Source organism: Psychrobacter sp. 1044, assembly GCF_904846525.1.
GTDB lineage: Bacteria > Pseudomonadota > Gammaproteobacteria > Pseudomonadales > Moraxellaceae > Psychrobacter.
The window spans coordinates 35294-61898 of the sequence record NZ_CAJHAZ010000008.1 but is presented as its reverse complement, the minus strand read 5'-3'; the positions used below and the strand labels follow the sequence as shown (position 1 = coordinate 61898).

23 protein-coding genes are annotated in these 26605 nt (G+C 43.4%); 21 read left to right on the top strand and 2 right to left on the bottom strand.

Annotated features, from left to right (window positions below):
• Nucleotides 1-37: 37 nt before the first annotated feature.
• Nucleotides 38-2071, bottom strand: a complete 2034-nt coding sequence (locus JMX82_RS07060; protein ID WP_227676437.1) for a histidine kinase — start codon at nt 2069-2071, stop codon at nt 38-40.
• A 401-nt stretch (nt 2072-2472) separates the two neighbouring features.
• Between JMX82_RS07060 and JMX82_RS07055 the strand changes: the two genes are divergently transcribed.
• The 14 genes from JMX82_RS07055 to modA all read left to right on the top strand — a co-directional run bounded on the left by JMX82_RS07055 (nt 2473) and on the right by modA (nt 19129).
• Nucleotides 2473-3852, top strand: a complete 1380-nt coding sequence (locus tag JMX82_RS07055; RefSeq protein WP_201540012.1) for a NarK family nitrate/nitrite MFS transporter — start codon at nt 2473-2475, stop codon at nt 3850-3852.
• A gap of 348 nt (nt 3853-4200) precedes the next feature.
• A complete protein-coding gene (locus tag JMX82_RS07050) occupies nt 4201-7959 on the top strand; it encodes a nitrate reductase subunit alpha (RefSeq protein WP_201540011.1) in 3759 nt (1252 codons plus the stop codon).
• Between the two features lie 92 nt (nt 7960-8051).
• Nucleotides 8052-9590, top strand: coding sequence for a nitrate reductase subunit beta (gene narH / locus JMX82_RS07045; protein WP_055125087.1), 1539 nt, complete (start codon nt 8052-8054; stop codon nt 9588-9590).
• Nucleotide 9591: 1 nt separating this feature from the next.
• Nucleotides 9592-10446, top strand: coding sequence for a nitrate reductase molybdenum cofactor assembly chaperone (gene narJ / locus JMX82_RS07040; protein ID WP_201540010.1), 855 nt, complete (start codon nt 9592-9594; stop codon nt 10444-10446).
• A gap of 14 nt (nt 10447-10460) precedes the next feature.
• Nucleotides 10461-11186 carry a respiratory nitrate reductase subunit gamma gene (gene narI, locus JMX82_RS07035; RefSeq protein WP_045447153.1) on the top strand — a complete coding sequence of 242 codons (726 nt, stop codon included), beginning with the start codon at nt 10461-10463 and terminating at the stop codon, nt 11184-11186.
• Between the two features lie 350 nt (nt 11187-11536).
• Complete coding sequence (locus tag JMX82_RS07030; protein ID WP_201540078.1) at nt 11537-12436, top strand: peptidylprolyl isomerase; 900 nt, start codon at nt 11537-11539, stop codon at nt 12434-12436.
• 144 nt (nt 12437-12580) lie between these two features.
• The gene (gene glp / locus JMX82_RS07025; protein ID WP_201540009.1) at nt 12581-13876 is read left to right on the top strand and encodes a gephyrin-like molybdotransferase Glp; all 1296 of its coding nucleotides are present in this window, start codon (nt 12581-12583) and stop codon (nt 13874-13876) included.
• Nucleotides 13877-14210: 334 nt separating this feature from the next.
• Nucleotides 14211-15326 (top strand): GTP 3',8-cyclase MoaA, encoded by a 1116-nt coding sequence (moaA, locus tag JMX82_RS07020; RefSeq protein ID WP_201540008.1) that lies wholly within the window; start codon nt 14211-14213, stop codon nt 15324-15326.
• Nucleotides 15327-15392: 66 nt separating this feature from the next.
• Nucleotides 15393-15923, top strand: a complete 531-nt coding sequence (gene moaB, locus JMX82_RS07015; protein ID WP_060491600.1) for a molybdenum cofactor biosynthesis protein B — start codon at nt 15393-15395, stop codon at nt 15921-15923.
• Nucleotides 15924-15926: 3 nt separating this feature from the next.
• Entirely contained in the window at nt 15927-16733 is an 807-nt protein-coding gene (locus JMX82_RS07010) for a molybdenum cofactor guanylyltransferase (RefSeq protein WP_201540007.1), read from the top strand.
• A gap of 35 nt (nt 16734-16768) precedes the next feature.
• Nucleotides 16769-17287, top strand: coding sequence for a cyclic pyranopterin monophosphate synthase MoaC (moaC, locus tag JMX82_RS07005; RefSeq protein ID WP_201540006.1), 519 nt, complete (start codon nt 16769-16771; stop codon nt 17285-17287).
• A gap of 60 nt (nt 17288-17347) precedes the next feature.
• Nucleotides 17348-17638 carry a MoaD/ThiS family protein gene (locus JMX82_RS07000; protein WP_201540005.1) on the top strand — a complete coding sequence of 97 codons (291 nt, stop codon included), beginning with the start codon at nt 17348-17350 and terminating at the stop codon, nt 17636-17638.
• 59 nt (nt 17639-17697) lie between these two features.
• Complete coding sequence (locus JMX82_RS06995) at nt 17698-18189, top strand: molybdenum cofactor biosynthesis protein MoaE (protein ID WP_201540004.1); 492 nt, start codon at nt 17698-17700, stop codon at nt 18187-18189.
• A 94-nt stretch (nt 18190-18283) separates the two neighbouring features.
• On the top strand, nt 18284-19129 hold the full coding sequence (modA, locus tag JMX82_RS06990; RefSeq protein WP_201540003.1) for a molybdate ABC transporter substrate-binding protein: 846 nt from the start codon (nt 18284-18286) through the stop codon (nt 19127-19129).
• Between the two features lie 24 nt (nt 19130-19153).
• On the opposite strand, the gene JMX82_RS06985 is transcribed toward modA, so the two are convergent.
• Nucleotides 19154-19633 (bottom strand): hemerythrin domain-containing protein, encoded by a 480-nt coding sequence (locus JMX82_RS06985; RefSeq protein ID WP_201540002.1) that lies wholly within the window; start codon nt 19631-19633, stop codon nt 19154-19156.
• A gap of 63 nt (nt 19634-19696) precedes the next feature.
• Here JMX82_RS06985 and JMX82_RS06980 point away from each other — a divergent pair, with 63 nt between their 5' ends.
• The 7 genes from JMX82_RS06980 to JMX82_RS06950 all read left to right on the top strand — a co-directional run bounded on the left by JMX82_RS06980 (nt 19697) and on the right by JMX82_RS06950 (nt 26580).
• Nucleotides 19697-20137, top strand: coding sequence for a CopD family protein (locus JMX82_RS06980; protein ID WP_045447163.1), 441 nt, complete (start codon nt 19697-19699; stop codon nt 20135-20137).
• A 398-nt stretch (nt 20138-20535) separates the two neighbouring features.
• On the top strand, nt 20536-22248 hold the full coding sequence (locus tag JMX82_RS06975; protein ID WP_201540001.1) for a phosphoethanolamine transferase: 1713 nt from the start codon (nt 20536-20538) through the stop codon (nt 22246-22248).
• A 40-nt stretch (nt 22249-22288) separates the two neighbouring features.
• Complete coding sequence (locus JMX82_RS06970) at nt 22289-22975, top strand: response regulator transcription factor (RefSeq protein WP_045447165.1); 687 nt, start codon at nt 22289-22291, stop codon at nt 22973-22975.
• A 60-nt stretch (nt 22976-23035) separates the two neighbouring features.
• Nucleotides 23036-24382 (top strand): sensor histidine kinase, encoded by a 1347-nt coding sequence (locus tag JMX82_RS06965; RefSeq protein WP_201540000.1) that lies wholly within the window; start codon nt 23036-23038, stop codon nt 24380-24382.
• Between the two features lie 141 nt (nt 24383-24523).
• Nucleotides 24524-24997, top strand: a complete 474-nt coding sequence (locus JMX82_RS06960) for a diacylglycerol kinase (protein WP_109589356.1) — start codon at nt 24524-24526, stop codon at nt 24995-24997.
• Between the two features lie 41 nt (nt 24998-25038).
• Nucleotides 25039-25785, top strand: a complete 747-nt coding sequence (locus tag JMX82_RS06955; protein ID WP_413786758.1) for a PAP2 family lipid A phosphatase — start codon at nt 25039-25041, stop codon at nt 25783-25785.
• 174 nt (nt 25786-25959) lie between these two features.
• Nucleotides 25960-26580, top strand: a complete 621-nt coding sequence (locus tag JMX82_RS06950; protein WP_201539999.1) for a YceI family protein — start codon at nt 25960-25962, stop codon at nt 26578-26580.
• Nucleotides 26581-26605 lie beyond the last annotated feature (25 nt).

Sequence of the window (26605 nt, the reverse complement as noted above, 5' to 3'; positions counted from 1 at the left end):
AATGCAGTGGTTAAGAGCGTTTACTAAGCCTATTCACTTAGTTTTGCTCAGCCATATAATCCGTAAAGAAACTGGGTACAAACCTGACGATGACGCTGGTACCTGCGGGTACATTATTAGAGATGATCAAATCACCGCCTAATTTATAGGCACGCTCTTTCATAATCATTAGACCATGATGCTGGGTCTGATTGACAGTCCCTGATATGCCGATGCCGTCATCATTGACCATCATCGCTACATAATTACTTTCATCGTCATAAACCAAATCGATAGTGACGCTGTTAGCATGGGCATGGCGACTGATATTCGACAGTGCCTCCCTTATAATTTGAATGAGATGTACTTGTTCGGTTGCCGTTAGATTCAAGGATAGGATTTGATTGTTGACCTTTATGTCAAACTGCCCTTTTACAGCAAACTCATCAGCCGCCTCATATAAAGCTTCATCAAAATTGCCGCTATCAATCGTCAAGCGAAAAGTCGTCAATAAGTCTCGCAGCTCATGATAAGCAGAGTTCAGACCCATTTTTATTTGACCGATATGCTGCCCAACCTTGATTTGACTTTGCTCATCAAATACCACCAGCCCACTGTCTTTATCAGCAGACAGTTGCAGATGTTTTTCGAGCACGCTGACTTGTATTTTTAGATAAGACAATGACTGTGCTAAAGAATCATGCAACTCCCTAGCAATGGTCGAGCGCTCTTCAAGTAGAATAAGCTGATGGTCTTGCTGCCTTTGTCTGCGTAGGGATAAGGCGGTGCTGACGAGATTGGTCAGCACAACGATCAACTCATTATTTTTAGCAGTTAAATAACTACTATCCACCTCTACTACCTTGATACGTGTTGAATCTTCCTCGCTTTTTTTCTTATCTTCTGCATAAGCTTGATTGGTCATTAAGACAGATTTCGGTCTGACCTTTAGCTCACCAAATTCTATATCTTGATGAATGATCGGAAAAGTTTTGGTATAAACGTCTTCTTTAATAGAGCAGCTTTCACAAGTGAGTTTGGTACATAGCTCCTTCATCCTATCATCGTGCAGGGCTATAGAGTTTTTATTGGTGAGAATATTGCTTTGAATACACAGCGTAAAATCTAAATATGGGAATATACACCCAAAGCCAGTAATCAATTCATCAAGCCGATGTAAGCTCACAGGACTACTGGTCAATTGCTTTGAGAAATCATAAAACAACGATAAGGCTTGGTTGGCTTTTACCAGATGCTGAGTCTTTGTCTGTACCTCACTCTCAAGTGAGCGCTGATACCTCTCAATGGTACTGGCCATACCGTTAAAAGAATTGCCAAGCGCTTCAAATTCTCTATAACCGCTGATAGACACTCTCGTATCATATTTGCCTTGTTTAAACGCCCGATTGGCTTTAATGAGTTGTTGAATAGGCGTTAGCACTAAGTTCTGTAATCTCCGTACGCCTATCAGCATAATAATCATGCTCAGTATCAGTGATAGTATTTGTAGGTTTTGCTGCCATGTCTGACGCTGCTCATTTCTATCCTGTAACGCGCCAACAAAACGATTAACATCGTCAATATACTTGGTTGAATTACTATAAAAGCCTTGCTTGTCTTGTGCCAACAATGCTGGTTTTAAATCACGAAACCATTGTGATTTTATCTGGCTCCATTGATCACTGATGACCTTATCTCTGTTGGCACTGGTCAGTTGATACGCTTGTAATTTGTTGAGACGACTCTCCATGTCTTCAACCAGTATGTCTATTTTTTCAGACTCACTTTTATTGGAGAAATCCAGTCTGTCTTGCTTTTCTACCTGCGGCGCATTGTCACTAGCTAAGCCATCTTGTTTGATATTTAGACTTGAGCTAAAGGGATGGTTATCCGCAAAATCAGTCGCTAGCTGAAAGCTAATACGATACGTTGCCATGCGTATCGAGCCTGCGGTATTAATCGCCTCAGCATCAGACTTTGCGACCCAAGCGAGCGCACCGCTGCCTATCGCTGACATCAAGAACAAAGTAGCGATGATCGTAATAGCAATCCAAGTATGAAGGAACAAAGACTGCCGTCGTAGATTAGACATGATTAATAGCGCTCCCATCAAACACTTTCTGCACAAAAGATTTGAGACCTTAAAATTGAACGTCGCAAAAGCAAAAAACATACAGCATAAAAAATACTACAGCGCACTTATCATTCCATCGACAAGCAAAATTTTAGTGATAAACCTACCCGCAATATACCCCTTTTAGTCATCAGTATACCACTATGTATGAATACTACTCACCGTGATAACACAGTACCGTGAGTTATCATTTTTTGATAGAGCAAGTGATTCATAGCGCTCATAAGCCAGTACGGCGGCTCTTTGTCATCAACAATAACAGGAGTAAGCGCTACGGTTTACTTTAAGTTTAGACAGCCATTTGATGATAAAAAATACTGAACATAACTAGGCATAGCTGATACTAAGTGAGGAATAACATGGGCAATAATTACAACTTCAAAGGTGGTAAGCTCATCACTGACTGGCGACCTGAAGTAGAAGAATTTTGGGAAGGAGGCGGCAAAAAAGTCGCTCGTAGAAATTTATGGATATCCATTCCATCGTTGCTATTGGCATTTGCAGTATGGATGGTATGGAGTGCCGTCATCGTCCGTCTGCCAGAGATTGGTTTTGATTTTGATGATGGGCAGTTGTTTTGGCTCGCCGCGCTGCCCGGACTATCAGGGGCAACGCTGCGAATTTTTTATTCTTTTATGGTGCCTATCTTTGGTGGGCGACGTTGGACAGCGATATCTACCTTATCCCTGTTAATTCCAGCATTATGGATGGGCTTTGCGGTTCAGAACCCTGATACGCCATTTATGATATTTGCCATCATTGCCCTACTTTGTGGCTTCGGTGGTGGTAACTTTGCCTCCTCCATGTCCAATATCTCGTTCTTCTTTCCAAAAGCAGAACAGGGCACTGCGCTTGGGCTAAACGCGGGTTTGGGTAACCTTGGCGTGTCGGTCATGCAGTTCGTTGTACCGATGATTATATTAGTAGCAGCCTTTGGCAGCTTAGGCGGCGACCCACAAGTCTCTGCAAGCGGTCAGCTGTTTTATCTACAAAATGCAGGCTTTATTTGGGTACCCTTTATTCTGCTATTTTCAGCACTGGCATGGTTTGGCATGAACGATATTGCCACTGCTAAAGCTTCCTTTAAAGACCAATCCGTCATCTTTAAACGCAAACATAACTGGATCATGTGTATCCTATATATGGCAACCTTTGGCTCGTTCATTGGCTTTTCAGCCGCGTTTCCGATGCTGATTAAAAACTCATTTCCTGCCATTGATGCGCTTAAGTTTGCCTTCTTGGGTCCTTTAGTTGGTGCGCTATTTCGCCCCTTAGGTGGTTGGATATCTGACAAAACCAGTGGTGCAAAAGTGACTTTTTGGAACTATATCGTGATGGTATTGGCGGTATTGGCGGTGATGTATTTCCTGCCTAGCGAGACTCATGAGGGCAGCTTTGTCGGATACTTCATCTCCTTTATGGTGCTGTTTATTACCACGGGTATCGGTAACGGCTCTACCTTTACCATGATTCCCGTTATCTTCAGAACCTTTCATGAACGCCTTGAACCTCAAAAAGCAGGTACAGAGGGCTTGTTTGTCGAGATACGTAAAGAATCAGCAGCAGTGGTTGGCTTTACCTCAGCGATAGCAGCCTATGGCGCATTCTTTGTCCCAAAAATGTTTGGTTCAGGACTGGGTGTTGATGGTACTTTTATCGCTTTAATTGTCTTTTATGTTCTCTGTATTGTGTTGACATGGTGGTATTACAGTCGCCCTAATGCTGAGATTCCTTGCTAAAGCAGCCTTGTATAAATCATTCTTTGGAAACAGATTTTTAAATTAAAAACATCTCTCTTTATAGTGCTACTTGCCAGCGTAAGTAGCACTTTTTTTATTTTTACCAATCCATATTCTGCTTGTAAATAAGCCCTACCTATAAATACTTAACGATTTTTTAAGCACATTTTATCATTTACCGCTACTACTAAGGTGGTAGTGCTCTGCTCATGTTAGCGGATAGCAAGAGGGCGATGGCTTACTTAAAATAATACCATCGAAAAACATTTACAGCTTGGGCAATGGGTTGTTTTTACCACGCCATTCAGCTTTAGATACCCCATAGGCAATAATACAGAGGATAGCGAAATGAGCCATTTACTCGACCAATTCCGTTTTTTTAAACGTAAAAAGGGCGAATTCTCCGATGGGCATGGTGAGACGCGCGATGAGTCTCGTGACTGGGAAAATGTGTATCGTAGCCGTTGGCAGTATGACAAAGTCGTGCGTTCAACGCATGGCGTCAACTGTACTGGCTCTTGCTCATGGAAAATTTACGTAAAAAACGGCTTGGTCACGTGGGAAACGCAGCAAACTGACTATCCTGAAACCCGTCCAGACTTACCAAACCACGAACCGCGTGGCTGTCCTCGTGGCGCAAGCTACAGCTGGTACATGTATTCAGCGAACCGTGTGAAATACCCTAAAGTACGTAAGCCGCTTCTAAAATTATGGCGTGAAGCCAAAGCGCAGTATCCTGATCCAGTCGATGCGTGGGGCAGCATTGTCCAAGACCCTATCAAAGCAGAACAGTATAAATCCAAGCGCGGTTTGGGCGGTTTTATTCGCTCAACGTGGGCAGAAGTCAATGAAATTATCGCTGCCAGTAATGTCTATACCGCCAAAACTTTTGGTCCTGACCGTATCGTTGGTTTCTCTCCGATTCCTGCGATGTCGATGGTCAGTTACGCCGCAGGTAGTCGTTATTTATCGTTGATTGGGGGTGTTTGCTTGTCATTCTATGACTGGTATTGTGACCTGCCACCAGCCTCGCCAATGGTTTGGGGCGAGCAGACTGACGTGCCAGAATCCGCCGATTGGTACAACTCTGATTATATTATTGCGTGGGGTTCAAACGTTCCGCAAACGCGTACACCTGATGCGCATTTTTTTACCGAAGTTCGTTATAAAGGCACTAAGACCGTTTCTATCACCCCTGACTATGCTGAGGTTTCTAAGTTAACTGACTTATGGCTAAATCCAAAACAGGGTACTGACGCTGCTGTGGCGCAAGCATTCTGTCATGTCATTATCAAAGAATTTTATCTTAAGCAGCCAAGTGACTATTTCTTAGATTACGCCAAACGCTATACCGATTTACCAGTGCTCGTGATGCTAGAAGGTGAAGAAGGCGCACGCCGTGCTGGTCGCTACCTGCGCGCTTCTGACTTAATCGATAATTTAGGTCAAGAAAACAATCCTGAATGGAAAACCATCGGTCTAAATAGTGATGGTGAACTGGTTTCTCCACTCGGCTCGATTGGCTATCGTTGGGGCGAAAAAGGCAAATGGAACCTTGAGCAAAAAAATGGTACGACAGGCGCAGAAATTGACCTAACATTGACTTTAAAAGACAGCAATGAGACCTGCAAAGTCGGCTTTGATTACTTTGGTCATGTGGATCATCCACATTTCACCTCCGTACCGGGCGAAGCGATACAGCAAAAAACCGTTCCTTGTAAAACCATTACCCTTGCCGATGGCAGCACCGCTATCGTTGCGACCGTCTTTGATCTAACCGTTGCCAACCTTGGCGTGGATAATGGTGTTGGCGGCGAGCATGTCACCGATGACTATAACGATGCCACCGTACCGGGTACGCCTGCTTGGCAAGAAGTCATCACCGGTCTAAGCCGTGAGCGCGTCATTCAAGTCGCGCGTGAATTCGCTGAAAATGCCCATAAGACTCATGGTAAATCGATGATTATCATCGGCGCGGGTATGAACCACTGGTATCACCTCGATATGAACTATCGCGGCGTGATTAACATGCTCATGCTATGTGGCTGTATCGGCAAATCTGGCGGCGGCTGGGCACATTATGTTGGTCAAGAAAAACTGCGTCCTCAAACGGGCTGGCTGCCATTGGCCTTTGCGCTTGATTGGCATCGTCCGCCGCGTCATATGAACGGCACGAGCTTCTTCTACAATCACAGCTCACAGTGGCGTCACGAAACCATTTCTGCCCATGAGATACTCTCGCCTCTCGTTGATAAAAAGTTTTTCCCTGAGCATATGCTTGATTACAACATTCAAGCAGAACGCGCAGGCTGGTTGCCTTCAGCACCACAACTCAACCGTAACCCACTGACCATTGCTGCCAAAGCCGCCGATTGCGGTAAAGGCGTGGAAGAATATGTGGTCGATTCTCTCGAAGATGGCAGCTTACGCTTTGCTTGTGAATCACCTGATAACCCAGCCAACTTCCCTCGCAACATGTTTATCTGGCGCTCAAACCTATTGGGCTCGTCCGGTAAAGGTCATGAATATATGCTGCATTATTTCTTGGGCACCAAAAACGGCTTGCTCAATAAAGAAAACGCCGAGGGTCACCTGCAACCAAAAGAAGTCGATTGGGTAGAAAAAGGCCCAACTGGTAAATTAGACTTGGTTGTCACATTAGACTTCCGTATGTCTTCTACCTGTTTGTATTCTGACATCGTGCTACCGACTGCAACTTGGTACGAAAAAGATGATATGAATACCTCAGACATGCATCCATTCATTCACCCATTAACCGCCGCGACTGACCCTGCGTGGGAATCTAAGACCGATTGGGAAATTTATAAAGGCATTGCCAAGAGCTTCTCTGAAGTATCAAAAGGTCATTTAGGTGTTGAAACTGACGTTGTCACCTTGCCAATGCAACATGACACCCCAGGTGAATTAGCACAGCCATTTGGTGGCACTGACTGGAAAACGGCTGGCGAAAAACCTATACCGGGTAAAAACTGTCCCATGATTAAAGTGGTTGAGCGTGACTATCCGAGCACTTATAAAAAGTTCACTTCTATGGGTCCTGCCTTAGAAAAACTGGGCAATGGCTCAAAAGGCTTGAATTGGGATATGAAAACCGAGGTCAAACAGCTTGGTGATTTAAACCACCGCGTGACTGAAACGGGTATCTCTGAAGGCAGACCACGTCTCGATACAGCCATTAATGCTTCTGAGATGATCTTGATGCTCGCGCCTGAGACCAATGGTCATGTCGCCGTAAAAGGCTGGGCCGCACTCTCTGAATTTACTGGTCGCGACCATACTCATCTTGCCAAATCTAGCGAGCATGAAAAAATCCGCTTTAAAGATATCGTCGCACAGCCCCGCAAAATCATCTCAAGCCCGACATGGTCAGGCATTGAGTCGGATCAGGTCAGTTATAACGCGGGCTATACCAACGTCCATGAGCTGATTCCATGGCGTACGATTACTGGTCGCCAGCAGTTTTATCAAGACCATCCTTGGATGCAGGCGTTTGGTGAGCAAATGCAGCAGTATCGTCCACCTATCGATACCAAGACCACTGAGCTGCTCAAAGACGCCAAACCAAATGGCAATAAAGAGATTGTACTGAACTTCTTAACCCCGCACCAAAAATGGGGCATCCACAGTACCTACTCTGAAAACTTGCTGATGCTGACCCTAAGTCGCGGTGGACCTTGTGTCTGGATGTCAGAAGTCGATGCGCAAAAAGCCGGCATCGTCGATAACGACTGGATTGAGCTGTTCAATGCTAATGGGGCAATCACTGCCCGTGCCATCGTCAGCCAAAGGGTGAAAGAAGGCATGACCATGATGTATCACGCCCAAGAGAAATTGGTCAACATTCCAGGCTCTGAGCAAACAGGCACGCGTGGCGGTATCCATAACTCGGTCACTCGGACGATTTTGAAACCGACGCATATGATTGGCAGCTACGCCCAGCAGTCTTATGGCTTTAACTATTATGGCACCGTCGGTTGTAACCGTGATGAATTTGTCGTGATTCGTAAAATGTCAAAAATCGACTGGCTAGAAGATAAGCCAGATAACGAATTGCCACGTCCGTTACCAACCAGCATTGAAGGGTAAAGCTGTTTCTTCTATCGAAAAGATATCCTGATTTCAGGATATCTAGGAAGAACATAAAGCTGCTTTTTTACTATTATTTGGAGCACAGATCCATGAAAATTCGTTCGCAAGTCGGCATGGTGCTTAACCTTGATAAATGTATCGGTTGTCACACCTGCTCAGTCACCTGTAAAAACGTCTGGACCAGCCGCGAAGGTATGGAGTATGCGTGGTTTAACAACGTTGAATCAAAACCCGGTATCGGCTACCCCAAAGAGTGGGAGAACCAAACCAAATGGAAAGGCGGTTGGATACGCAATGCCAATGGCACCATCAATCCGCGTATCGGCGGTAAATTCAGAGTATTGGCAAATATCTTTGCTAACCCTGACCTGCCTGAGATTGATGACTATTACGAGCCGTTTGATTTCGATTATCAACATTTACATACTGCGCCTATCAGTAATCATCAACCTATCGCCCGCCCGCGCTCAGCCATCACTGGCAAGCGGATGCAAAAGATTGAATGGGGTCCTAACTGGGAAGAAATCCTCGGCTCAGAGTTTGAAAAACGTCGCAAAGATAAAAACTTTGACAACATCCAAGCGGAGATTTATGGCGAGTACGAAAACACCTTTATGATGTATTTGCCACGTCTGTGCGAGCATTGCTTGAACCCTACTTGTGTGGCGTCATGCCCAAGTGGTGCGATTTATAAGCGTGAAGAAGACGGCATTGTCTTGATTGACCAAGAAAAATGTCGCGGCTGGCGCATGTGTATTTCAGGCTGCCCGTATAAAAAGATTTACTACAACTGGAAGTCGGGGAAATCTGAAAAATGCATCTTCTGTTATCCCCGTATCGAAGCCGGATTGCCGACCGTTTGTTCAGAAACCTGTGTTGGTCGTATCCGCTACTTGGGCGTACTGCTTTATGATGCTGACAAAATCGCTGAAGCAGCAAGCACACCTAACGAGCAAGACCTTTATCAAGCACAGTTAGACGTATTTTTAGATCCAAATGACCCTGCGGTTATCGCCCAAGCATTAAAAGACGGTGTACCGCAATCGGTCATTGATTCAGCCCAGCGCTCACCAGTTTATAAGCTAGCGATGGATTGGAAGCTTGCGCTACCACTACATCCTGAATACCGCACGCTGCCGATGGTTTGGTATGTACCGCCATTATCACCGATTCAAAATGCTGCTGAAGCAGGCAAAGTCGGTATGGATGGTTTGATTCCAGATGTCGACAGCTTACGTATTCCACTGCGTTATTTAGCAAACATGCTTACCGCAGGCGATGAAGAGCCAGTTCGTCTAGCATTGAAGCGCCTACTTGCTATGCGTAGCTACAAGCGTATGCAATTGGTCGAAAAACAAGAAGTCCAAAGTATCTTGGATGATGTGGGTTTGACCAAGCTGCAAGTGGAAGAGATGTACCGCTACTTGGCTATCGCCAACTACGAGGATCGCTTTGTAATTCCAACGGCGCATCGTGAAGAAGCATTGAGTGACGCTTTTGCTGAACGCAATGGTTGCGGATTCACCTTTGGCGAAGGCTGTTCAGGACATTCGGACAATAGCATGTTTGGACAACGCAAAACCAATCGCCGCGATTTCATCGATACTGTCCAAAAGTGGGAGTCATAAGATGCAAACTACTCAACTTAATAACAGCACTTCAGTGCATGAGCCAATTACCCAACCAACCATCGGCCATTCAGACTTAAAGCTACTCAAGGTACTCAGCCTACTTATCGATTATCCAAGTAATGAGCTGTTTCTCGGTGATACGCTTGCCGATTGCACAGAGATTGTTGCCAGATCAACGCTGATTAGCCCAGAAGTACGCACGCAAATCATCGACTTGATCGAAGATTTAATCGATACCGGCTCTCTTGAGGCGCAAGCGCGTTATGACGGTCTGTTTGAGCGCGGGCGTTCTTTATCACTATGGTTGTTTGAGCATGTACATGGCGAATCGCGCGACCGTGGTCAAGCGATGGTCGATTTGATGGGTCAATATCAAGAAGCGGGCTTTGAGATTAGCGTCAAAGAGCTGCCTGATTATCTGCCTTTATATCTCGAATTTTTAGCGTATCAAGCAACCATTATTGAAGACGACATTCAAATTCGTATGGATATCGCTGATGTGAGCCATATCCTCGCTTTGCTTGCCGCCAGATTAGAAGGTCGCGGTAGCTTGTATAAAGGCTGCTTCAATGCGCTATTGCAAATCGCTGGTAAACCGCTCGATATCGTTGAAGAGTACCAAGAAAAAATCAGCAAAGAAAAGCGTGATGACAGCTTTGAGGCATTAGACAAAGAATGGGAAGAAGAAGTGGTGACGTTTTTGGATGCGCAACAAGAAGAGCGCTGCCCGTCACAAACAAGTACCCAAAATCTTGCAGCAAAAGCTGGTATAAAAAATACCTCTGCTACAAATGCGGTCGATGCTCCAGTGCACTGGGTAGATTTTAAAACCAACCAACCGGTTAAATCATAATAAGGAGAAAGGACATGAATATCGCAGATCCTAGTGTGCAGTCTTTAGCCAACTTAAACTGGCTACAAATTTTCCTTTTTGGCGTTTATCCGTATGTGGCATTGACCATCGCTATTATTGGTACTTGGGTACGTTTTGATTTATCTCAGTATTCATGGAAGACAGGCTCGACGCAAATGCTCAGAAGCAAAAACATGCGCCTTGCCAGCAACTTATTCCACGTTGGCATTATCGTGGTGCTCCTCGGTCATTTATTTGGTATGTTGACACCGCATTTTCTTTATGATCGATTTATCAGCGCCGGACATAAGCAGATCCTAGCGGTGGTCGTTGGGGGTATCGCAGGGGTGTTTTGTTGGTTTGGCTTAGTCATGCTCATGTGGCGACGCTTTACCGATGACCGTATCTCAAACACCTCATCGTTCTCAGACAAGCTGGTACTGGTGCTGTTATTTATCCAGCTGAACTTAGGTCTGCTGTCCATCTTTACGTCAGTGAAGCATTTAGATGGCTATACCATGATGAATTTGGCAGGCTGGGCACAGGACATCACAATCTTAAGACCTTTGCAGGCAGCGGCGCGCATTGAGCAAACTGACTTAATTTATCAGCTGCACATGGCGCTAGGCATCACCCTGATTGCGATATTTCCGTTTACACGGCTTATTCATATCATCAGCGCGCCAATTTGGTATTTCGGCCGTCGCTATCAAATTGTCAGACAAAAGAACTCTCAGTAAGGCTGTAGAGCAGTCTCTAAATGGAATGGCATTTTTAACCCTATCCTCACCTAGATACTGCTCTTGACCCTGCCTTTAACGATGAATCAACACGCCCTATATTTTAGAATTTTTATTACCAGAATCCTTAGTGGAGCAAAGCCATGACTGTCAGTACCTACAATCCAGCCGACCATGCGACCAACCAAAACGCTCATGTGCACAGTGGTAATCATCACAGCCATGATAATGACAATCACAGTCACAGTCACAGTCACAGTCACAGTCACAGTCACAGTCACAGTCACAGTCACAGTCACAGTCATGCCGATCACACCCCTACTGGTCGCGGTGATGATATTCTTAGAGTAATGCCAACCTTGTCTGATTTGCAAAAACCGCATTCTGACCAAGAGTTCATCGAAAAAGCAATGGCAGAAGAGCGCAGCAACCATAAAAACCTGATTGCCTCTAGCCGTGATGAGCTGCCTTCAGTGACGGTCAATGGGGTGATGATAGATAGAACCAATATCGCTCAAGAGCTGCAATATCATCCAGCAGAAAACAAAGAAGACTCCGTCTTTTTAGCGACGCAAGCCTTAGTAGTGCGCGAATTACTGAGATTGGCGGTTTTAGATGAGCCAAGCCTTGGTGAAGCGGCATGGGAAAACGACGAAGAGCAAGCTATCTCTACTTTAATAGACAAAAACGTTCAAGAAACGATGCCAGATATGGCAACTTGTGAGCGCTATTATAAGCAAAATATAACTGACTTTAAGACTGATCCCATCATGACTGTACGCCATATTTTATTGGCATGCCCGCCTGAAGATGGTGATGAGCGCTTAAAGCTTAAAAAGACCGCGTATGAGTTTATCGAACAAATCAAAAATAACGCCAATCCTGATGCTGAGTTTATCCAGTTAGCACGCCAGCATTCTGCTTGCCCTTCAAAAGAGCAAGGTGGCGAACTAGGTGTGATTAGCAAAGGTCAAACCGTACCAGAATTTGAAGGTGTATTATTTAAGCTCGATAAAGGACTTGCGCCAAGCCCTATCGAAAGCCGTTACGGTTTTCATATCGTTGAGGTGCTCAATAAAGAACCTGGGATACAGATGACTTATGAGCAAGTCAGCCCTGCGATCCATAATAAATTGAGCCAACAAGCCTTTCACCAATCATTATGCGATTACTTGTTTACCTTAGCGCATGAAGCTGATATCCAAGGTATCGAGATGACGCTTGAGCAAGAGAATATATTCCGCGGCTAAGCAGTCCGCTGTCGGTCACTTAATTCTTATGTTATAAAGTAGCTGCTATGGTATAAAGGTTCTGGTGATACAACACCCTTTTTATGCTATGTGTCGTTCAATATCAATAACACAGTTCAATATTAATAAAATGAGTAGACGTTTATGATTACGGTTGCAGGACTTATCTCTGAAATACAGCAGCGCATAGAAGCTTATAATACTAACGACTATCCGCTACATAAAAGAGCGGTCGCAAGCTACGATTTATTAGACAGCCGTCATCATATATTGGCAGAAGATATTGTCTCGCCTTTTGCCATACCAAGACAAAATCTATCGGCGATGGATGGTTATGCGATCGCTAAAGACAGCATACTCTCAGCAGATAGCACGATTGATATCGTGGGTGAATCACAAGCGGGCAGTCCTTATAGTGGCGACATTTCAGCAGGACAAGGGGTGCGTATCTTTACCGGTGCGGTCGTTCCTGATAGCTGTGATACGGTCATCATGCAAGAAAACACCAACTTTGCCGCCATAAAAGGCAGCATTGATAAATCGCAGCTTTACGCTATTACCCTCAGTCAAGACGCTAAGCATGATGACAATATCCGTAAACAAGGCGAAGAGATTGAAGCTGGTGAAGCGGTTTTATTAACAGGTAAACGCCTAAATCCTGCTGATATTAGCTTATTGGCTAATTTGGGCTTTGGTCAAGTGACGGTCTATCAGCCTTTAACCGTTGGTGTACTCGCAACCGGTGATGAGCTAGTTGCCATTGGCAATGAGCTTACGAGTTTGGCGCAAATCTATAACTCGAACACGCCTACCCTAAAAAGCTTACTCGCTGATTTACCCATTACTATTCGTGATTATGGCATTATCCCAGATGATTTAGATAGAACCACCGCCGCCGTAACCCAAGCCATGCAAGAGTGTGACGTCCTTATCTCTACCGCTGGTGTATCGGTTGGCGACTATGACTTTTTAACCACTGTCATTGGGCAGCTTGGACAGATTAACCACTATAAAGTCGCGATGAAGCCCGGTAAGCCATTTGTCTTTGGCGAGCTAACCAAAGATCTTGCCAAGCCCGTGCTATATTTTGGCTTACCCGGCAATCCGCTATCGACCATCGTTGGTAGTCTGCAATTTGTCATTCCAGCCTTGTGGCAAATGGCAGGCGCTGCGCCACAAGAGCGACCTATGCAGTTAAGTCTCACTGCAACGCTTAAAAATGATATCAAAAAATCAGCGGGACGGATGGATTTTCAAAGAGGTATATTGTCCCAAAACGAACTTGGCGATTTCCAAGTTGAAAGCTTTACCAAGCAACAATCGCACCGTATCAAACAACTAAGCCACGCCAATTGTTTTATTGTCTTGGCACAAGATTCTGGCAATGTAGCCGCTGGTGAAACCGTAAAAGTGAAACCTTTCCCTTGGTTGCATCGCTGAATAATAGCTAAACAACAGCTAAATAATTGAATCATTAATAACGGTATAGCTAAAAAACTGCATGGCTAATCAAGGGTGTAAAGCGTTACACAGTTAATAACTCTTTATACTGTTGATTAGCCATAAATCATGAGAAACTGCTTAGGGCGTATGTTGATTTTAAAAATCATAATCAAGTAGCATCTACTACTTTAGTGGTAGTTTTTGGGTCACTTACGGTGAATAGTTATTTACTTGCAAACTGTCATAATCGTGTTTAAATAGAACTTCCCACTCACAACCTGAGGCAACGCCTAAAAGTACACACTATACTTAATATTAATGGTAATCATCTATGAACCATCTTGCCCCTACCCTAGGTAATGCGCAATTGTATTCGCCTGCCGCTGCACCCGTTATTTTTGATGGTGACTCATCATCGAACGTTACAACGCAAGCTGCTAGCACGTCGACGTATTTTCCGGTCACGCTCTCTCAACCATTAACCGATGGTTTCGCACGACGTCTCACCTATTTGCGTCTATCGATTACTGATTTCTGTAATTTTCGCTGTGAATATTGCCTGCCAGATGGCTATCAAGGCAAACCACCACAAAACGAGCTTAGCGTCACTGAAATTGCCACGTTAATCCGCGGCTTTGCCCAAGTTGGCACCAAAAAAGTCAGGATTACGGGCGGTGAACCCTCTATACGCCGTGATGTGGTAGATATTATTAAAACCATCAAAAATACCGAAGGTATAGAAACCGTTGCCATGACCAGCAATGGTTATAAACTTGGCAAGCACTTAGCTAGCTGGCAAGCGGCTGGACTGAATCAGCTTAATATCAGTATGGATAGCTTTGATGCCGCAACCTTCCATAAGATGACTGGCTTTGATATGTTGCCGCAGCTCTTGGCTGATATGGATACTTTACTGGCAACCACAGATATTAAGCTGAAAATAAACAGTATCTTAATGGCAGAAACCGCCTTTGAAAATTTGATGAATGCCATCGAATACATCAAAAACAGAGCGGTCACTTATCGCTTTATTGAATTTATGCAGACCAGTGATAATAGCGATTTATTTTTTGCGCAGCATGCACAGTCCGATATTATTACCAATTACTTATTAAAAAATGGCTGGCAAACTCATATACGTGGCAGCAACGATGGTCCAGCGATAGAATACAGCCATCCAGATTATCAAGGGCGTATCGGCATGATTGCCCCTTATGCCGCTCATTTTTGTGACAGCTGCAATCGTTTGCGGGTAAGTAGTCAAGGCAAGGTGCATCTGTGTCTATTCGACCAAGGTAATTACGATATTCGTCAGCATCTAGCACACGATGATGTCACAGGACTCGTTAATACCCTTCATAGCTTTATGCCCATCAAACCTGAACATCATCATCTTCACGAATCAAACAGCGGCATGATGAATAATTTGTCGATGATTGGTGGATAAAATCAATAATGTATCAATAATAAAAACTTTTATTTCCATAACAAGCGTATTTATTAAGGATTATTCATGAGTAAGCTGCAAGCACCCTTTACCCCGCTTAATATCGCCATCTTAACGGTTTCTGATAGTCGTACTCTTGCAGAGGATACCTCAGGGCAGTATTTAGTTGACCAGCTGACCACAGCAGGACACCAACTTGCCGATCGTCAGTTGATTATTGATGATATTTACAAAATCAGAGCCGTCATCAGCGGTTGGATTGCCGACCCAAATGTGCACGCTATTATCACCACTGGCGGTACTGGCTTTTATATCCGCGACAGTATGCCAGAAGCGGTCGGCGTATTATTTGATAAATCGGTTGATGGTTTTGGTGAGATGTTCCGCTTAATCTCAAAAGACGATATCGGCATGTCTACCATCCAATCTCGCGCTGTGGCTGGCATGGCAAATGGCACGGGCATTTTTTGCTTACCCGGCTCATCAGGCGCTTGCCGCACTGCGTGGGAAGGTATCTTACAAGAGCAGCTCGATAGCCGCACGCGTCCTTGTAATTTTGTCCCGCACTTTATGCGCACCAATCCAGGTCACGATTAATTCATGCTTGAAGTTGCGGATAGCTTAATAAAGATAGATAAATGCAATCTCTTAGCAGGTATCGTAATTTTGGCGGGCGGTGCGTCCAAACGTATGGGATCGCCAAAAGCTGAGCTTATCTTGCCAACAGGTGAGCGTTTGCTTGATTACCATGTTAGAAAAGCGCTTGAATTGAGTGCTGCGATCATAAGCAATCTACCTATCATGATTGCGGATAATGGACGCGGCTTTAGCATCAATCCAGATTTGATTAAGAATTCGCCATCGCCGGTCTTTCATATTACTGATTATCTATCTGCTAACGATCTTTCTAACAAGATTCTGTCAAGCAATGATGATAAGCCGATTGAAACAGGTGGCGCGTTGGTAGCGATTGAAGCAGCGCTGCAATCATTAAAGAGTTTGGTAAGTTCAAACCAATTAACAAAAGACGCAAGCTGGCAGCAATCTTGGTTGATGGTTATCAGCTGTGACAGCTTAATTCCTGTCACCGATTTATGGCAAAAACTGCAACCTTATATGACGAAAAATCCTGATAAAACTGTTATTTGCCTGACCGATGACAGTCATTTATATCCATTATTAGGTTTATATCGTTTAAGTATTGAGCCTGATTTAAAGGATTATATTGACGATGGACAGCGGCAAGTGATGAAGTTTATTAAACCGATTGTGCAGCCCGTCCCTTTTGCAAAAAACTGGCAGTATTTGACCAATTTCAATACGCCTAAAGATTTTGAGCATGCCTATTTAGCTTTAAACGACTTACAAACTAAACGACTTATAAAAAGGTTTATTGAGAGAAACTAGCTTTCAGAAAAACTGACCATTTAAGAGAAATAAAAATGAATAGCGACCAAGTGAACAACAATAATAAAAACAATCAATCTGGCTTATCCCATTTAGACAGCGACGGTGATATTACCATGGTCGATGTGAGTGGCAAAACAGCTAGCACCAGAGAAGCACATGCAAGCGGACAAGTGGTTTTTCCCGCGGACATTTATAAGCAAATCAAAGCCGCGGACGGTATGACCAAAAAAGGCAGCATCACTCAGACTGCTCATATTGCCGGTATCATGGCAGCCAAACGCACCCACGACTTGATTCCACTTTGCCATCCTCTGCCCTTAGATAAAATCAGCTTAAGCTTTGCATACGATGATGCAAAGCATAGCATTGCCGTGACTGCCACGGTTAAAGTCACCCATAAAACTGGGGTAGAAATGGAAGCATTAACCGCCGTCAGTGTCGCTTGCTTGACCATTTATGACATGACAAAAGCCATCTCGCATGACATTGTGATTGATAATATTCATTTAATGAAAAAAACGGGCGGTAAGTCCGACTATCAACATGCTTAAATTAGCTTTATGAATATCACCTACAAAAAGCTTAGTAATGAATAAATAAAGGAGATTTCTATGAGCACTTTAGTAGAAAGCAATACAAATTCAGAGATAGATGCCACGATGAATATTAATATTTTATACTTTGCTAGCTTAGCTGACGAAGCCAATTGTCACGAAGAAACAGTCACTGTGCCCCAGTCGACTTCATTGACCGAACTGTATGAACAGCTGAGCCAAAAGCATCGCTTTAGTCGTCCGCAGTCGGAGCTACGCGTGGCAGTAAATGACTATTTTGCCAAATGGACAGATGAGATTTATGAGGGTGATAGTGTGGTTTTTATCACCCCAGTAGCTGGTGGTTAAAACCATTTAACTATCATCTATATCACTAAGAATCTTAAAAACAATAAGAGAAAATGGTTATGACAGACAATGTACACGGTCAATCGATGAGCATTAAACGTACCATTGATGAGGCGTACCTCATCGCTGAACGTGATGGTTTTGCGCTGTTAGATACCTATATTGATGAAAATCGGCTTAAAAGCACCCTTGATAATGACAGTTGCGGCGCGTTTGTCTGCTTTGAAGGACGAGTACGCAATCATAATAATGCCAGTAGCGTCAATCGTTTGACTTATTATGGCTACGAAGATCTTGCCATTAATCAAGGTCGCGCCATTATCGAAGAGGCCAAAAAGCGCTTTGAGATTACCCATGCCATTGCCATCCATCGTATCGGTGCATTAGAGATTGGTGATGTCGCTATTTGGGTTGGCGTGGTTTCTGCCCATCGCTATCCTGCCTTTGATGCTTGTCGCTGGATATTAGATACTATTAAAGCCGACATTCCAGTTTGGAAGCAAGAATATTACCAAGACGATTCATCTAAGTGGCTTAGTAATAATGGGTAATAATGCGCTTCAAATGACTACTTAAAGCGATAGCTAACCTTTAGCAATAACAGTGAGCGACACTGGAGAGCAATAATAAGAAGGTTTTATAATAATGATTAAAATAATAACGATATCATCAGCTTGCTTAGCGTTAACGCTCACCGCTTGTAGCAAAGAGCAAACCGCTGAGCTTGTTCAATCGGACGCCAACAATGCCACTGAGCAGAGTCAAACACTGCGCATCGCAGCGGCTGCCAACTTATCAGATGTATTGCCTGAGATTATTGCGGGTTATAAAATGGATAAGAATTTGCCTGCACAAGCGATTGACGTGACTTATGCCTCTTCAGGTAAGCTATATGCGCAGATTACCTCTGGCGCACCTTACGATATATTTTTATCCGCCAATCAAGAATTTCCTGCCAAGCTTGCCAAAGAAAAACTAGATAACGCAAAATCTGCTGACGAAGCAACCCACGAGCCCTTTACTTATACCCAAGGTCAGCTGGCACTTTATAGTGTTAACAAATCCCTTAAAGGACTCAATACGACTACTTTAAATGCATTATTGATGTCTGAATCTGATAGCAAAATCACCATTGCCAATCCAGAACTCGCCCCTTATGGCAAGTCGGCACAAGCGTACCTGCAATCACAAAATATCTTTGACACTCTCACTGAGCAAAGTCGCATTATTCAAGCTGAAAATATCGGGCAAGCGTTTCAATATGCGCACACTGGCAATGTCGATTATGGCTTTGTCGCTCAATCACAACTGACAGCGATTAAAGCCACGCCTGAGCAGTTCTATACGTTAGCGCCAGAGTCTTACCCCCCTATTTTGCAAGACGGGTTGGTGATTAGTGAGACTGCTGCCGCGACAGATTTTTCAAACTATCTTCGCTCGCCTGCTGGACAGCAGTATTTTTCTGACGCAGGATATCTCGCTATAGATTAAAAAAATTTTGATAAAAAATGCGCTTTAGCGGTTCTCATCGGAGCGTTTGATACTGTCTGGACTGGCATCATAAATAGCCTCTAATTCTTCTGTTGTCAGATAGCGCTCAACGATAGGAAATAATTCTCGTTCTTCAAAACGAATATGATCGTATAGCAAGGTGGCGAGTTCTTTGACTTGTCCAACGGTGACGTGATTGCTTTGAGAGTGCGGCAAATCTTGAACCTCTGCCATGAGTGCATGCAGGGACTTGTGCTGCGCATCAAGTGTATTTAGTACCGATGCCACCTCAGGATTGGAGCTGCTATGAGGCTGTAAGGCATGAGCCATTAGATTGTCTTCAATCTGAAAATGCTGTTGCATCTCGTTAATATAAGACGTGATATTTAGCCAATGCTCGGCAATTGCGTTAGGTTCATCAGCACACTCTTTAGCATGGCGAGATAGATTCAGACCTAGATGATGTTGACGAGATAATGGTTGTAATTGTGCGACGCGTTTCATGATTAAGTACCTCAGTTAATCGACATAAAGCCCTATGTCAGTGGCATTTAAGGATTGTTATCTATGCTTAACTATATACTCATACTACACTTGTTAGGCGCTACTGTCTGGACAGGTGGTCATCTGATTTTGACCTTGGTGGTCTTACCAAAAGCGCTATCATCCCGAAATATTGATGGCCTGATGCAATTTGAGCAGCTGTTTGAAAGGGTTGGGATGCCAGCTTTGGTGCTGCAAATAATCACTGGACTTTGGATGGCCTACCAGCTATTACCCAACATTGCTGCATGGTTTAAACTTGATAATGATTTTAGTATTCTTATTAGTCTCAAATTACTATTATTACTAATGACTGTTCTGGTTGCCTTGCACGCTCGTTTCTATCGAATACCCAGATTGTCTATTCACACCCTGAAAGGATTTTCAATCAATATCATATTGGTCACTTTGTTTTCTGTCGCCTTTGTTGTCGTTGGCACGCTCTTTCGCACAGGTTTAAATTAGGATGTGTCATCGTTTAGGTTATTAGGGTCTGTTGAACATTCGACTACGGCACTGACAGTGACTATTTTTTAGTCGATTTTAGATTAAAAATATCTAGTTTAGTCGTTCTAAGCGGATGTTTTTAATGACGAAGCGGCAAAAAAGAGTCCTGTCTCTTTGAGCTGATGTTAAAATCGCTTCATACTGTGTTGCAAGTCTAGCTAAGGCACGAGCATTATCTTCAATTTGCGCCTTGTCTGAAACGATTTGATCAATCAGCAGTGCCTATTTGTGAATGTTCAACAGACCCTAATATGTCCTAATATCTTATTGAATTCAACTACCTTAACATCTTCTTAACAGCGTACTTGTTACTGTAAGGCATTACACTCCTTACCATCCTGTTGAGAAGTACTTGTATGTCAATATCTCAAGCCGCCAAAATCAATGCGCCCAAAGCTAATAAAAAAAGCCGCTCACTAAGCAAGCTCTATGATCGTGAGATCAATCTCAACCATCTGATCATAGCCGTTGCTCTGTACTTAGTAGCGACGGCGAATATTGGCTTTTTTGAGCAAGTACTCAGCGTTTATCCATTGAGCACAAACACGAGCTTTATTTTTTCCATCACAGGCTTATTATTTGGGCTGATGTGGTTGGTGTTGTCACTGCTGTGTCATCGCTCAACAGCAAAAGTAGTACTTATCATAATGGTGCTGATTGCAGCTATCTGTGGTTACTTTACCGACGCCTACGGGACGATATTTAATCGTGATATGCTCATTAACGGCTTACAAACCGATCAAGCAGAAGCCATGGGATTGATGGCACCCAGTCTATTTATTCGCCTGTTTTTACTAGGTATAGTGCCTGCTTTCATGATTGGTAACATTCGTCTAAAGCGATTGTCTTGGCAACAAGCAACCCTTCAAAAATCAGTCACCCTATTATTACCTATCGTATTGGTAGCGGTGTGTCTAGTGCCATTTGGTGACCAATACGCCAGCTTTTTTCGCCAGCACAAAATAGTCCGTAGTTATGTCAATCCTATTACCCCTGTTTATTCTGTTATCAAACTGGGTACTGATTATATCGCTGAGCGCCGTCGTCCCGATACGCTAATCCCCCATGCCACAGATGCAAAACGCAGCATTTCTTTTAACACTAGCAACAGCGCTGTAAAACCTAAGTTGATGGTATTTGTAGTAGGAGAAACCGTCCGCGCTGACCATATTGGCTTAAACGGTTATGAGCGCAACACCACGCCTTTGCTTTCAAAACAATCAGACATTTACAGCTTTAAAGACGCCTCGTCATGCGGCACATCCACCGCCTATTCAGTACCTTGCATGTTTAGCTACGCCAATAGAGAAAATTATGACCCTGATAGCGCTAGCTATAATGAAAACGTGCTCGATACACTACACAAGCAAGGCGTCAAGGTCGTTTGGCGAGACAATAACTCTAGCGCCAAAGGGGTGGCTGACCGCGTAACTTTTGAGGATTATAAAACAGCCGCGCTCAATCCAGATTGTGATATTGAGTGTCGAGACATAGGCATGCTTGATGGTTTTGATAAACTGGTTAAGTCAGGCAGCTCACAGAAAGAGACACCTAAAGACACACTTATTTTGCTGCATCAAATGGGCAATCATGGACCCGCTTATTTTAAGCGTTACCCTAAAGATTTTGCAGAATATCAGCCCGTCTGTATGACCAATGAGCTATCAAAATGCGACAACCAATCGGTTATCAATGGTTATGACAATGCCATTCGTTATACAGATTATTTTTTAAATAGCGTGATCGACATCTTAAAACCTTATGAGCAAGATTATGAGGTGGTGATGGTATATATTAGTGATCATGGAGAAAGTTTGGGCGAAAACAATATTTACTTGCATGGTCTGCCATACGCTATTGCGCCAAATGCTCAAAAGCACGTGCCAGTGATTATTTGGTCACCGAATGGCAACGGCATTGATAGCAGCACTATTGCTAAGACTAGCCTAGCTAACATGATTGATCAGCCCGTATCACATGATTTTATTACGCCAACCTTGCTTCAGTTTTTTGGTATCACCACTGACGAAACCAAAGCAGCACCCACCTTTTTTAAAGTGGCTAATTGAATTCTTTATCATCGCTCCGCCTTTTTAGGTAATAATACTCATGTACAAGATACTCATCATTGAAGACAATCCCGATATCGTCGCCAATATTTATGCTTTTTTTGAGCCGAAAGGCTTTGAGCTAGACAATGCCCATAATGGCATTAGTGGCTTAACGCTCGCATCAAATAATCGATATGACGTCATCTTGTTAGATGTCATGCTGCCGGGTATGGACGGCACTAAACTGTGCAAAAAGCTCAGGGAAGAGCTGCATGACAAAACGCCAGTATTGATGCTGACCGCTCGCGATACGATTTTAGATAAAGTGGCAGGATTCGATAGTGGCGCTGACGATTATCTAGTTAAGCCTTTCTCATTGGTGGAATTAGAATCTCGTATTAAGGCTCTCATACGCCGACATAAAGATGATCATTTTGAGCATGGTTTAACTGTTGGCACATTGTCTTTAAACCATAGTGAGCATACGATTACACGTGAAGGTAAGTCGCTAAAACTCACACCCACAGGCTTCAAAATACTACATACCTTAATGAGCGCCGCGCCGCGCGTGGTTAGCAAAACCGAGCTGGAAGAAAAGGTATGGGGCGAAGACATACCAAGCAGTGATGCACTGCGCACTCACATGCATGGGGTCCGTGCGCAGGTAGATAAGCCGTTCGATAAAATCATGATAGTCACGTTGCCCGGTGTCGGTTACCAGATTATCGATCCAGATAAAGCCTAAAAAACCATCGTCTGATGTCCTTATTTGACTCTCAACGTCTTTCACAACGAAGTAAATATCATGTTTAATATCGACTCCATCGCCAATAAGTTTCGACTCTCCTACTTGTTATTTGCCCTATTACTGTGTGCCACTTTCGTCAGTATTTTCATGTATGCCGAAGTCAGAATGGAGCAACAGCTGGTCAAAGCTCGCTTATTACAACAGTTAGAGCTTAGCCAAGAAAAAGAAGGCGATCAGCCTATTTATACCGCTGAACCGGGTATTAAAATTTATCGCTTCGATAATGCACCGAGCAATCTGCAAAAACTGGCCACCCAAACCGTACAAGAGATGCCCGTCACTGTCACCACTGAAAACGGTCAATCGACAACAGAGTTACATTTTTTTAATTATAAAAAAGACAAAGAAAACTACATTTTAACCTACTTAGAAAACACTGAAATGGTGATGGGGAATTACCCTGTTCTGGTTATATTTGAGCATTTAGAAGACATATTTGCCAACGCCCTAAAAGTAGCGGTCATTTTGAGCTTATTGATTGCAGCGATATTTTCATCGCTGTCCTCCAAGCAAATCATTAAACCTTTATTAGACTTAAAGCAAGCCGTAGAAACAGATCATCGCAACTTGACGGAATTGACGCATCTGCCCTCCGAGGTTGGCGTGTTAGCACGCGCAATCGATGAAAAAAACCACAAACTTGAGCAGTACCTCAAACGCGAGCAGCTATTTACTGGTGATGTCAGTCACGAGCTACGCACGCCTTTGACGATTATCATGGGGGCATCAGAAGTATTGTCCTCACAACTAGAAAACGATCCTCACTTGAGCGCATTTGCCACTCGTATCAGTACGACCGCCAAAGAAACCTCGGAGATTATCAGCGCCTTATTATTGCTGTCTCGTGCTCCTGAAAAACTGGATGCACCGCCAACGTCTATCAATGACATCGCGTTAAATGAAGTACAGCGCTTAAATTACTTGCTTCGCCATAAGTCAGTCACCTGTAAAGTAGTCGCAGAACAGCTGTATGTCGCACACGTACGACCTGAACTACTAAAAATGGCACTGGGTAATTTGATAAAAAATGCGTTTCAGTACACCGATGAGGGTGAGGTCATCATCACTATCGATGCTGAAAAAATCACCGTCACTGATACTGGTCTAGGTATTCCTGAGGTGATGATGCCGCTGCTATATGAGAGATTTGAGCGTCTAGAGCAGCAGTATAAAGACATCTCATTGGATACAGAATCGTCATCGGCAGCTGACGCCCATTATCCAGCAGAAGGCACAGGCTTGGGACTCAGTATCGTACAGCGCATCATGACACATATGGGCTGGCAGCTTACTCATCAAGTCAATCCGTTAGGTGGCAGTACCTTTATCATCAATTATCATTAGAGCAGATCTCTATTTTAAAAAAGCTTAACGTTTTCTTAATGCCTACCCGCTTATACTTAGGGCATATTGAACATTCGACCATGGTTAAATGATTAATATTTATCGCATACCTTGATATTAATAGACTGTGAAGCATTTGATATGAATAAAGCAAATCCTATTAATCTTGAAAACCAGTCGACGAGTCGTGGGGGTTTAAGCCCAATAGCAGGCAAAAAACAACTGCTACCTCATAGCTATGCCAGTGAGGCCAAGGGTAAAACAGGATTTTACCGTATTATAAAAGCCGCTGGTTACTCTCTGGACGGCTTTAAAGCAGCTTACAAATTTGAGGCGGCTTTTCGACAAGTATTTTGGCTCAATCTCATATTATTCACGGCTATTATATTGTGCCCTTTCACTATCAGCGTCAAAATGCTGCTGGTCGTTGCTTCTTTCTTATCGTTAATTGTCGAACTCATTAACACGGGAATCGAAACCAGTGTCGATCACACATCGACCGCCAAGCATCCATTGGCAAAGATAGCCAAAGATGTTGGCTCTGCGGCACAATTTTTGGCATTACTACTGCTATTTATCTTGTGGATGATGGCATTATTGAGTGTTGTATTTTGAAAATATATTCAGCCAATGGAGTCTGGCTTAAACTCCTATGTTTGACCATCATAGCGACACTGTTGTTTGAGCACAGCCAATTAGACATTCATATTAGTGAGCTTTTTTACACTAATGGACACTGGCTACTAGAAAAAGGCACACAACCTTTTGCCTTTATTTTTTATGACTTGCCTAAATTGCTACTCATCTTGCTTGGCATTTATCTCATAGCCGTTCTAATTCTGAGACATAAACAGAATTCAGACATCAATCTGGTAATAAAAAATGCTCAGTACGATAAACGGCTCACGCCTTTATCCACGCGTGAAATAGGTTATCTACTGCTTGTTTTAATTGCCGTTCCCAGTATGATTGCGCTACTCAAAGGTGTGACTCATGTCAGTTGCCCCAATCATTTAATACTGTTTGGTGGCGACTTGCCTTATCTAAATATTTGGCAAAATATAGTCGCTAACACGCCTGCCAAGTGCTTCCCAGCAGCTCATGCCAGTGCCGGATTTTCTCTATATGGCTTGGCATTTTTACCCACTCTCCATCAGTATCGCTATAGAATATTTGAAATAGTCACGGTCGTAGGATGGACAATGGGACTGTATAAAATGCTGTTTGGTGATCACTTTTTTAGTCATACATTAGTATCGATGCTTCTGTCATTGACCATAACCTGCGCGCTTGCAACGCTATTTTTTAAATACCCAGTAGCGAATAAAGCCAACAGTATCAATGCTAATGGCAAAAAAACTGATGCGGCAAGCTTTCAAAAATCGTCGAAAACCCAATTTTAGCTGTTAAATAATAGCCAAATTAACAATGATACTCTTATAAAAATAAAGCTACTAAGCATTTGATAAGTAATGTATAAATAGTTATGACTGCCTGACTTAATATTGAGTAACAGCATGGATTGCGCTCGTCGACGACGTTCTTTATTTATCAATAGCCCGCAAAGGAATGTAGCTATGAGCATCCTATCTTTTATTCTAAAAAAATCAAATATCTACCCTTTACTGACATTGACACTGCCATTATTAATAATAAGCGCTGCACATAGCAGCCATGCCGCCAGTTATACCATCAATCCTGCTGGCACCCATGTGCGCTTTGCCATTGAACGCTTCCAATCCCCTGCCACTGCGGGCGGCTTTTATAATGTCCAAGGTCAACTGCAATATGACTCAAGTCTAAAAACTGGCAATATCTCCTTGGTCATTCCGATCAGCTCTCTAAATACGGGGAATAAAGCATTTAACCAGACTTTGATAGGCCCTAGCTTCTTTGATATGCAGCGCTTTCCATTGGCACGTTTTGATTCTAACAAATGGTATTTTAGCCAAGACAAATCACGCCCAATGGTCACAAAAGTAGACGGTCATCTAACGCTGCATGGCGAAACCCACCCTATTAGCTTAACAGCGACTAAGTTTGACTGTTATCTACACCCTACGCTCAAAAAAGATATTTGTGGTGGGGATTTTACGGCGATGATTGATCGCACCAAATGGAATATCGATAAATATGCGTGGTTTGGCGTTACTAAAAACCTTCACTTAAACATTCAGGTCGAGGCAACCAAACAGTAGCAGTCCTTATCAGTATTAATTTTAT